This window comes from Amorphoplanes digitatis (assembly GCF_014205335.1).
Taxonomy (GTDB): domain Bacteria; phylum Actinomycetota; class Actinomycetes; order Mycobacteriales; family Micromonosporaceae; genus Actinoplanes; species Actinoplanes digitatus.
In genome coordinates this window covers 6,382,773-6,393,503 of sequence record NZ_JACHNH010000001.1, presented here as the reverse complement: position 1 = coordinate 6,393,503, position 10,731 = coordinate 6,382,773, and the positions used below count along the sequence as shown (strand labels likewise).

8 protein-coding genes are annotated in these 10,731 nt (G+C 69.8%); 3 read left to right on the top strand and 5 right to left on the bottom strand.

Annotated elements, in window-relative coordinates; genetic code table 11:
- Nucleotides 1-341 precede the first annotated feature (341 nt).
- Both BJ971_RS27830 and BJ971_RS27825 read left to right on the top strand, forming a co-directional pair.
- Entirely contained in the window at nt 342-974 is a 633-nt protein-coding gene (locus BJ971_RS27830; RefSeq protein ID WP_184999135.1) for a DoxX family membrane protein, read from the top strand.
- Nucleotides 975-1,205: 231 nt separating this feature from the next.
- Entirely contained in the window at nt 1,206-4,010 is a 2,805-nt protein-coding gene (locus BJ971_RS27825) for a bifunctional acetate--CoA ligase family protein/GNAT family N-acetyltransferase (protein WP_260415176.1), read from the top strand.
- Nucleotides 4,011-4,168: 158 nt separating this feature from the next.
- Here BJ971_RS27825 and BJ971_RS27820 read toward each other — a convergent pair whose 3' ends face one another.
- From BJ971_RS27820 to BJ971_RS27800, 5 genes are all read right to left on the bottom strand, one after another.
- The gene (locus tag BJ971_RS27820) at nt 4,169-4,870 is read right to left on the bottom strand and encodes a GAF and ANTAR domain-containing protein (RefSeq protein ID WP_184996149.1); all 702 of its coding nucleotides are present in this window, start codon (nt 4,868-4,870) and stop codon (nt 4,169-4,171) included.
- A gap of 14 nt (nt 4,871-4,884) precedes the next feature.
- Entirely contained in the window at nt 4,885-5,580 is a 696-nt protein-coding gene (locus tag BJ971_RS27815; RefSeq protein ID WP_184996148.1) for an ANTAR domain-containing protein, read from the bottom strand.
- Between the two features lie 271 nt (nt 5,581-5,851).
- The gene (locus BJ971_RS27810; protein WP_184996147.1) at nt 5,852-6,871 is read right to left on the bottom strand and encodes an NAD(P)-binding domain-containing protein; all 1,020 of its coding nucleotides are present in this window, start codon (nt 6,869-6,871) and stop codon (nt 5,852-5,854) included.
- A 409-nt stretch (nt 6,872-7,280) separates the two neighbouring features.
- Entirely contained in the window at nt 7,281-8,837 is a 1,557-nt protein-coding gene (locus BJ971_RS27805) for an ABC transporter permease (protein ID WP_184996146.1), read from the bottom strand.
- On the bottom strand, nt 8,837-9,760 hold the full coding sequence (locus BJ971_RS27800; RefSeq protein WP_184996145.1) for an ABC transporter ATP-binding protein: 924 nt from the start codon (nt 9,758-9,760) through the stop codon (nt 8,837-8,839). The genes BJ971_RS27805 and BJ971_RS27800 overlap by 1 nt, the downstream gene beginning before the upstream one ends.
- 408 nt (nt 9,761-10,168) lie before the next feature.
- Between BJ971_RS27800 and BJ971_RS27795 the strand changes: the two genes are divergently transcribed.
- Nucleotides 10,169-10,675 carry a flavodoxin family protein gene (locus BJ971_RS27795; protein WP_239087428.1) on the top strand — a complete coding sequence of 169 codons (507 nt, stop codon included), beginning with the start codon at nt 10,169-10,171 and terminating at the stop codon, nt 10,673-10,675.
- Nucleotides 10,676-10,731: the final 56 nt, after the last annotated feature.

The following is a 10,731-nucleotide window of genomic DNA, read 5'->3' as shown; positions in this document are numbered from 1 at the left end:
GAACGTCGACGTGCCCACAACGGCCGAAGGCCGGCCACCGGGGTCCAGAGCGACACCTTGACCCTACGCCTGCCGGCCCCGGCCGTCGGCGCCGTCGCCCCGGTCAGCCCGCAACGCGAAATGAGCGTACGGTGAGACTTGTCGCTCGAGACCCTGGTGGCCGTCTGCCCGCCGCCGTCGATTTCGCCCTCAGCTGGGGTGATCCTTCCGAGCTGACCAGTCTGTCACTCTGTTGTGCCCGCACCGGCCGATGAGCGGCGTCGCCGTCTGCTTCGTCCGTGGAGTCGCTTGACGCGCCGCGGAACATGTGTACCGAACAAATGCGAAGGAACGTGAGCGCGATGGTCAACATCGCCAAAGGTCACGAAGGCCCTGCCCCCACCACCTCCATCGACCGAACGGAGCGGGAGGCCGCGGACCACCGGCTCCCAACCGCCCGGCACACCACCGCCGGACCGGACACCGCACTGTCCGGGACCGGCTCGGCGGCTACCGCGGCGCGGTACCTGCTGGCCGGTATCCGGCTCGCGCTCGGCTGGATCTTCCTGTGGGCGTTCCTCGACAAGCTGTTCGGCCTGGGCCACAGCACCGTCGCCGCGAAGGCGTGGATCAACGACGGCAGCCCCACCGCCGGGTTCCTCGGCAAGTCCGCCACCGGCCCGTTCACCGGCTTCTACCACTCGATCGCCGGCAGCGCCGTGGCTGACGCGTTGTTCATGGCGGCCCTGCTGGGCATCGGCGTCGCGCTGCTTCTCGGCATCGGCATGCGGATCGCCGCGGGTGCCGGCGCCCTGCTGATGGTGCTGATGTGGACGGCTGTCCTGCCGCCGTCCAGTAACCCGTTCATGGACGACCACCTCATCTACGCGGCGGTCCTGGTGGTCCTGGCGCTGCTGGGCGCCGGCAACACCCTCGGCCTCGGCCGCTGGTGGGCGGCCACCCCGCTGGTGCGACGCAACACCTGGCTCACCTAGGCCGGCACGCGCGGCCCGGGCGCATTGGCCCGGGCCGCGCCCGATCCGCCTGCGCCCGGGCCACCCCCCAACCACGACCGGCACGGCAGCGCCCGATGGCCGCGTGGTCTCGGCCGATGGCGGCGGTCCACCGGGTGGGCCCGCCGGCGCCGAGGTGAACGCGCGGGAGCCGCTCGCGGAGGCGACCTGCGGACATGCTGACGATCGAGTCAGCAGACCTGAGGGGACGCCATGACCAGCGCAATCGTCGATGGTGCCGACGGCACCGAATCGAGCAGGACCGCGATAGGCCGGGAGGCGCAGCGGTGGCCCGCTCCATCAGTCCCGGCCGCCATGACCACGGTCGACGCGGTCGGCGATGGCGTGGACGCGCTCACCGCCGATGGCGGGATCGTCACGATCCGGCCGGTGCGCCCCACCGATCATCGTGCGCTCGCGGCGCTGTACGGAACGGCCTCGCCGGACGACCTGCGCCTGCGGTTCTTCGCCCAGCCAGGTTCCGGCGCCCTGGCCGCCGAGGTGGACCGGTTGTGCCTGCCGGAGACCGAGCGGCACCTCGCGGTTCTGGCAATCGAGGGTGACGATCTCGTCGGGGTGGCTTCCTGTGAGCGCACCGACGAGGTCGGCCGCGCCGAGTTCGCCTTGTTCGTTTCGTCCGCGCAGCGTGGTCGCGGAGTCGGCACTCTGTTGCTGGAACATCTCGCGGCCCGGGCTCGTCGGTGTGGCATCGCCGAACTGGTCGGCGAAGTGCTGCCGGGAAACAGCAAGATGCTGCGCGTCGCCAGGGACCTGGGCGCACACGGATGGTCTCGCTTCAACGACGGAATCGTCGATGTCGGGCTCGGCGTCGACGTCGACGAGGCGACCCAGCTCACCATCGACGGCCGGGACCGGATCGCCGAACGCGCCTCACTGCGCGCCCTGCTCTCGCCCGCCTCGGTCGCGGTGGTCGGCGCTGGCCGTCGGCCCGGCGGCATCGGCCGCGAGACCCTGCTCGCGCTGCGCGACTACGGCTTCGCCGGCAATCTGTACGCGGTCAACCGCACCGGTTCCGACGTCGACGATGTCGCCGGCTACCGCTCGGTCAAGGAGCTGCCCGGGCCGGTCGACCTGCTGGTCATCGCGGTGCCCGCTGACGAGGTGCCGGGCGTCCTCGCCGACGCGGGCGGCGCGGGCGTCCGGGGCGCCGTCATTCTCAGTTCCGGGCTCGGTGAAGCCGGACCGGACGGCGTTCGCCGCCAGCAGGAGGTGCTCCGGCTGGCTCGCGCCCACGGCATCCGCTTGGTCGGACCCAACTGCCTCGGCGTGATCAACACCGATCCGCGCGTGCGGCTCGACGCCAGCTTCGCCCCCGCGCCTCCACCGCCGGGCGGGCTCGCGGTCGCGTCGCAGTCCGGCGCTGTCGGCATTGCCCTGCTGGAGAACGCCATCCGCACCGGGCCGGGTATCTCCACCTTCGTCTCGCTGGGGAACAAGGCCGACGTCAGCGGCAACGACCTCATCGCCTACTGGTACGACGACCCCGCCACCACGGCCGTCGCGCTCTACCTCGAGTCATTCGGCAACCCCCGCAAGTTCGCCCGTACCGTCCGGGCCCTCGCCCGCCGCAAGCCGGTCCTGGCGATCAAGAGCGGCCGCTCCGACGCGGGACAGCGGGCCGGCGCCTCGCACACCGCGGCCGCGGCCGCGCCGGCCGCGACCGTCGACGCGCTGTTCGCCCAGGCCGGTGTCGTCCGCCCGGCGAACCTCGGCGACCTGATGGACGCCGCGCGGATCCTCACCGATCAGCCCTTGCCCACCGGACGTCGCCTCGCCGTCATCGGCAACGCGGGGGGCCTCAACGTGCTGGCCGCCGATGCCGCGGAGACCGCCGGGCTCACCGTGGCCGCGCTGAGCCCCGCGACCCGCCTGCTGCTCGACCAGGCCGCACCGGGTGCCGCGAGCCTCGACAATCCGATCGACCTCGGCGCCGGCGCGTCACCGGCAGCGTTCGCTGCGGTGACCGCCACCGTCGCGGACAGCGGCGAGGCCGACGCGGTGCTCCTGGTCATCATCGGCACACGGGCCAACCGACCCGACGAGATCCTGTCCGCGCTCGCACCCGTCGTGGACGCGCACCCCGACCTGACCGTCGCGGTGACCCTCGCCGGCTGCCCGGAAACCCCGGCCACGTTCGGCGTACGCGAAGCTCCGGTCTACGACGTCCCGGAACGGGCGGTGCGGGCGCTCGGCCACGCCGCGGCGTACGCCCACTGGCGCCGCCAACCGCTCGGCCGCCGCCCGGACCTCGCCGGCATCGACGCCGCGTCGGCCCGCGCCGAGGTCGACCAGGCCCTGCGAGAAGGCGCCGGATGGCTGCCCTACAGCCGGACAGCGGGAATTCTCACGGCCTACGGAATCCCCATCCTGCCCGCAGTGACCGTCGTGAACGCCGACGCCGCGGTCGACGCCGCGGATCAGGCCGGCTACCCCGTGGTGCTCAAATCCGCGGACCCCGACCTGGTCCACAAGACCGACACCGGCGGTGTGCGGACCGGCCTGGCCGACCCGGCCGCGGTGCGGGCCGCGTTCCCGGCCGTCGCCGCCGCCGGCCGGCCCGGCGCCGGCATCCTGGTGCAGAAACAGATCGACGAGCCCGTCGAGCTGTACACCGGCGTCGTCCACGACCCGCTGTTCGGCTCCGTGATCGTCCTCGGCCTCGGCGGCGTCCGCACCGACCTCCTCGACGACCGCAGCCTGCGGCTGGTCCCGCTCACCGACCTCGACGCCGGCCGGATGTGGCGTGACCTGCGCTCGGCGCCCCTGCTCACCGGCTTCCGCGGCGCCCCGCCGGTGGACACGGCAGCACTCGAGGACCTGCTGCTACGGCTCGGCCGCCTCGCCGAAGACCTGCCCGAGATCGCCGAACTCGATCTGAACCCGGTACTCGCCGGCCCCGGCGGTGTCATCGCGGTGGACGCCAAACTGCGGCTCGCGCCGGTCGGCGCCGAGCCGGACCCGACGCTGCGCCGGCTAGGGGCGGCAGACAGCTGCTGAAAGGGGTGCACGGTCCGGATCCAGCTTCCCGCCAGGCACGCCACAGATGATCATCGTCTGCGGCCGGGTCCAATCGAGACCCTGGTAGTTCGGATGACCATGGCCCATCGGCTCGACGCCGACGCCTTGCCGGCGATCGATGCCACTTTGGTCCCGGCCTAGTCCATTCGTTCGGCGCCGTCGACGAGAGCCTGAGCGAGGTCGGACAGCCTGCGGTTGCGGGTGCGGGCGGCGCTGCGCAGGATGGTGAAAGCCTGCTCCACGTCGATCTGTAGCCGCTCGGCCAGCAAGCCCTTGGCCTGTTCGATCAACACGCGGCTGTTGAGCGCGGCCTGCAGTTGTTCGGTCAGTACGTCGCGGGCGTGGATGGCACGTTGCTGAAGCAGGCCCACGGTGGCGATGTCCGCCAGCGCCTGCCCGACCCGCAGCTTCTCCGCATCGAGCGCTCCCGGCTCGGTCTCGAACAGGTTCAGCGCCCCGATGACGTCAGTACGCAGTTTCATGGGTAGCGCGTGTACCGCGGCGAAGCCCACTTCGGAGGCCGCGGCGGTGAATCGGGGCCAGCGTCCGGCGGTGGGCAGATCCGCGACGGACACCGCCGCGCCGGTGTGGTAGCAGTCGACGCAGGGACCTTCGTCGGTCTGCACCTGGAACAGTTCCAAGAGCCGGGTCCGTTCGGAGGACGCGGCCACGACCTGCAGCTTGCCGGTGCCGTCGGTGAGCATGAGCCCTGCGGCGGTGACGCCGAGCAGTTCGACGCATCGTTTGGTCAGCGTGTGCAGGAAATCGAGCAGGTCGAAGTCGTCGACGAGGGTGTCGGCCATCTCGATGAAAACGTCCGATAGCAGGGGCTGGGCCATGTCACTCACCTTCGTCATGCATCGGTGTGGCCACCGGGGTCGGTGACAGTTCTGGTGTCGTGCGGGAACCGCAGGCGGCGGGCGACCACATTGGCGGCGACGTCGCGCAACCGCTGATCGTGGGCGTACGCGTAGGCGCGTAGCCGGACGAGGGCGACTGCCGCGCTCACCCCGATCTGGGCGACGATCATTCCGGTTGCCTGATGCACTTCGGGGTGCTGAAGTCCGGCTTCCTCGGGGCGGCGGCCGTCTGCGGCGACAGTGCCGGCGTCGAGCAGCAGCGCGCAGGCGGTGTCCGCCAACAGCAAGGCGTCCGCGAGCTGCTCCCGATCCAGAGATCCCGGCGCGCTCCGGTAGAGGTCCAGGACGCCGAGGTGGATGCCGCCGACCTGCAGGGGCAGGGCGAACGCGGCTCGCACGCCGAGTGCCACCGCCGCCGGTGCGAAGATGGGCCACCGTGCCTGGCTGGCACTGTCGCTGAGGTCGGCGGCCAGCGCGGGACCGTCGGTAAGGGCCTCGACGCCCGGTCCCTCGCCGAGAGTCGTCGCCAGCTCCTCCATCTCGTCGGCGACCTGATCGCCGGCGTAGATGACCTCGCGAGGTGACGCGGCGAGCGTCACGGCGACGGCGGTGGCATCCACACCGGCAACGGTGGTGACGACGGCACCGACGTGGCCGACGGCGGCGGGCGACCCCCGTGCCTGATCCACCACGAGGCTCCACAGCTGCATCCTGCGGTCAGAACTCGCCATGCGGTCCGCCGAGCGGGTCGGTCGCCATCGTGGATCTCCTCGGAGCCGGGTTGAGTCCTGCATCGGATCAGCCACCGGGTCCAGGGCGACACTACGACCCTACGCCTGCTGGTCCGCGGCGTCCGCCTGCGAGACGCGCACCTGACGAACCTGGTGACGGCTGTAGGCGAGTACGTCTACCGGCCGCGCTTCGCCCGAGTCGGGGTCCAGAGGGGCTGTGATCTGATGATCAGCCAACGAAACAGCCCCTTTCCAAGTCCGCGAAGAGCCGGGCAGCCGCAGCCGCCTGTTTGCGGGCACAACGCATCGACGCGCCCCCGCACCCGTCGCCGGGGTAGTTCAGGGCGGCGATTCGACGGCGTGGGGAAAGACGCATGCCCTTGGTCCTGGCCGGATTCGGGGCGGGGAAGTCGAGGCGGACCGGTGACGCGTACCCGGTCGCAGCGATGATGTGATCGAATTGCTGAACTCTCCCGCCGGAGAACTCAACTCGATCTCCATCGACCTGGAGGACACGGGTCGGCATGATCGTGCAGTGGGTTGAGACCGTTGAGGGGCTCTTGGTGATCACGAATCCGCGAGGCGGTTCACCTCTCGTGGAATATCGCACGCACGTCCCAAGCATGGCGAGGGGGGAGTGCCGGGTTATCAGTCTCACCCTGCGCCCGGTGCACCACGACAGCCGGATGTCGGGCCGTTCCTCGATGATCTCCTCGCAGATCTCTACCCCGCTCTGTCCACCGCCGACCACGAGGACCGACTGGTGGGGTTGAATGCGCGACAGGTCGTGCAGGCCGGAGGCGTGGTAGCAGTTGTCCCCCGTCCGATCGATCGGGACGTGCGGCTGCCCGTAGGGACCCGTCGCAACGACGACGAATGCGTACGGTGTCTCGCCGTGGGGGGTCGCGACGCACACGTGTGAGTCGTACTCCACGACGCTGTCGACGCGGGTGAGGAAACGTCTCCGCTGGAGGCCGGTGTTCTCGTCGGACCAGGACTTCAGGAGAGCGCGAAACTCCTGAACCGTCACAGTCGGCTTCATTCTGAGTTCGGAGGCGATGCACCACCCCGGATTCACCAGCTCGGTGCTTTCGCGGGTCTTACCCCACGGCGTGGCCTGCCAGATTCCACCCGGTTCGGGATCCGATGAGTACCAGTCCACGAAGTTCCCTCGGCGCGTGAGCTCGCGGACGGCCTGGATGCCGAAGATGCCGCTGCCGATCACGGCGCAGTTGTTGTCCGTTGCCATGCGATCGAACTTCCTTCCGGGGATCGACTTGGCACGTGCTCGTAGCCGGTTGAGCGGGCGAGTACGGCGGATCCGGCCGCCGCGATCAGACCAGGCTGACCTCTATCGAGATCGCAGGCCGCCACGCCTGAGCGGGAAGTGGAACCGGAACGTCGACCATCCGGCCAGAGAGCCGCCAGGACGTAGGTCGGCAACGCCGGATTCTCCCGTCGAGGTGCCACGGCTCCAACGACCCGAAGTAGACGCCGAAGGGAGGTGCGGGCCATGACCCGGGCCCTTGGTCGGATCGATGCCCTCGGAGTGAAGAATCGCCATGAGTCGCTCGCTCGAGTGCTATGGCGAGGCATCAGCCACCGGGGTCTCGAGCGACACCACGAGACACTACGCCATCGACGTGCCGGAGACGGACCTAGCCCGCGCTGAGGTCCCTTCGCCGATAGATGAGCGTGGAGGTGACCGCGAGAGCGACGGCGAGCACCGTCATCAAGGCCGCGGCCGGCCGGTCCCAGGCATCGCCGGGCACCGATCCCATCCAGTCCAGCGGGGACAGGTGCCGTGCCCAACCGGGAATGCGCAGCAGGTCGGCGCGCAGGCAGACGATGGTTCCCCAGCCGATGGCCAGCCATGCGAGGGCGACCATCCGCGGGCTCAACGCCGACAGAGCCGCGGCGATGCCGGCGAACAGGATCACCGCGGGGCTGTATGCCAGGGTCGCTGTGAGTCCCCGGCCGAGGTAGCTCCAGTCGTTGAACCCGGCGGTGAGCCCGAGCCCGGTGAACAAACCGGCGCAGCTCAACAGCAGCAGGGACCAGCCGGTGACCAGCACGGTCGCCGAGGTCCACCACCGCGTTCTGCTGACCGGCGCGGCCAGGATGTGGCCGATCCGCCCGGAGGTCTCCTCGCGGGCCAGCCATTGGCTGATCTGCAGCCCGGCGGCAGCCGCGAGCAGAGCGTTCATCTGCACGAAGACGGTCAGGGTGGCATCGACGTTCGAGGCCTGGCCGCCGGCGGCTGACGTCAGGTCACTCATCTGCTGGGTCAGGTATCCGAACGCGAACGCGAACAGCCCCGCTGCGACGATCCAGCCGGCGCCGACGCCCCGGGTCAGGCGTACCAGCAGGCTGAGCGGTGAACGGATCCACGGCGCCGCTGTGGCCGAACCCGGACGGGGGGCGATGATGCCGGCACCTTGGTCACGTCGGGCGGCGACGAGAGCGGCGATGCCGAACAGGGAAGCGGTCAGCGCCAGGAACGCGAACCAGGGCCACCACGGCGGTGCGGCCGAGAAGGGCTGGATCTCGGCCGGCCAGGACTCCGGATTCACCCAGGTCACATTCCAGCCGCGCACGTCGACGACGGCCCGGGTCAGATAGCTCGCCAGCCAGAAGCCGACGGCGAGCACGTACGCGGTCCGGGCGTCCCGGCAGCATTGGGCGGCCACGGCCCCGGCAGCGGTGAACGCGACCATGAACATCCCCAGCCCTCCGGCGTACAGCAGCGAGCCCGTGCCGGGGTAGCCCAGCAGGACCAGGGCGAGCGTGCTGAAGGCGACGGTCAGGGCGGCGGGAACAGCCGCGGCGGTGACACCGGCGGCGGACGGCGCGAGTCGGTGGACGGCGCCGGCCGTGAGGATGTCGAGGCGCCCGGTGTCCTCCACGCTGCGGGTGAACGCGATGGCCAGGTGCAACCCGATCAGGGGGATCAGGATCAGGGTGAGGTAGCCCATCTCGTTGGCGACCATGCCGCCCAACGTGCTCAGATCCCGCCCCCGCCCCTGCAGGGCCGCGCTGGCCTGCATGGCTTCGGAGGCCGCCGCATAGGCATCCCGGTCCGCCTGTCGCGGATAGGTGTCGGCGAGGGTGGAGGCGGTGCTCGCCACCAGCGCGGCCACCAGCAACGGCCAGCCGATCACCTGGAGCCGGGCGGTGCGAAGGCTCAGTACCAGGCAGCTCCAGTACCCGGTCATCACCGTGCGCCGACCGGCTCCGACGCGGCGGCGTCAGCCTGGAAGTTGGTGCGGAACAATTCGTCGAGGCTGGGCGGCTCGACGGTCAGCGTGGCCGGGTCACCGGCCGCGACGTGGCCGACGGCGATCCCGAGGGCATCTCGTCCCGCGCGGAAGCTGGTGTGGACGCCGTCCGGCCGGGACTCGGTGTGCAGGTCGACGACACCGTCGAGGTCCCGCAGCCCCTGCACCGGGCTCGCCGTCACCGCCGTCACGCTGGTGAGCGTGTGACTGCGTAGCTCGGCGAGGGTGCCGTGGCGCACCACCACACCCCGCCGCACGATGCTGACCCGGTCGCACAGGGCCTCCGCCTCGGAGAGGATGTGGCTGCTCAGCAACACGGTGTGACCGTTGTGCTTGAGCTCGCGGACGCACTGCTGGAACACGTTCTCCATCAGCGGGTCCAGGCCCGAGGTCGGCTCGTCGAAGAGGAACAGGTCGGCGTTGGTGCTCAGCGCGGCGACGAGTGCGACCTTCTGTCGGTTGCCTTTGGAGTAGGTCCGGGTTCGCTTGGTCGGGTCCAGCTCGAAGCGTTCGATGAGCTCGCGCCGCCGGACCGGATCGGCGCCACCCTGCAGCCGGCCCAGAATGTCGATGCACGCTCCGCCGCTGAGGCCTGGCCACAGAGACACGTCGCCCGGCACGTAGGCGAGCCGCCGGTGGGCTTGCACCGACTGGTTCCAGCAGTCCAGCCCGAAGATCTGGGCACGGCCGGAATTGAGCCTCAGCTGCCCGAGCAGCGCTCGGATCGTGGTGCTCTTGCCCGCCCCGTTCGGCCCGAGGAAGCCGTGCACTTCACCCTGATCGACCATGAGGTCGAGGCCGTCCAGCGCCTGGGTGTTCCCGAAGCTCTTGCGCAGACCTTGTGCCCTGATCGCATCCATGCCCTCAGAGTGGCACATATATAAAGCATCGGCGTAAATAGACAAGCCAACCTGAGGCCTGTGGCGTTCTGGATGCGAGGTCCGGCAACTTTGTCGCCTTCGAGCGGTATTTCAGCACCAGGGAGAGAATGTCTACCTGCCTCTTGCCAGGACGGCGGGAACTGTGATGTGGGTGTACGGTGGTGATGTCGCTCGAGACCCTGGTGGCTGCAGATGTCCGCCACCGACAAGTCTCTTGAGCCCTCAAGGTCCACTGTAGATGGAACTTCGTCGCGGTGGTTCCTGCTGAAGGATCTGCCTCGATATCAACGCGCTTAGAAATGTCGGCGCGTTCTCCTCGCTGGGTTCCGGCACATTCCAGTCAATCAACAGCACCTTTCGAGTGCTGTTTCTCGCCCATGCGAAGAAGTGGTCGCTGTTCTCGAATTCGGAGCCACGATGAATGTTCTGGTCGTCACTGAAACCTGCTTCGGCAACACCGCACGGGTGGCCGACGCCATCGTCGCCGGCCTGCGATCGCACGGTGCCGTGGTCACCGTCGCCGATGCTGCCTCCGCGCCGGCAGTCGACCACGTGGACCTGCTGCTTGTCGGCGCGCCCACCCACAGCATGGGACTGCCCGGCCCGGGAACCCGTCGACAGGCCGAGGCGAAAGGCGGCAACCCGCCGGCCATCGGTGTCGCGGAGTGGCTCAACGCCCTGCCCGGTAAGCAGACATGCCGCGGCGCCGCGTTCGACACGGTGACCGGCAGGGGGTTCTTCTCCGGATCCGCGGCTAAGGGCATCGAGAAGCGACTGCGCCGCCACGGGGTGGACGTGGTCGCCCGGGAGAGCTTTCTAGTCAATGCGATGGAAGGCCCGCCGGCCGACGGTGAACTGGCCCGCGCCGAGCGGTGGGGCGCCTCGCTCGGGTGAGGCGTTACGCCGGCGACCAGTACCACCTGCGAAAGATGGAGATGCCAGCAATGACG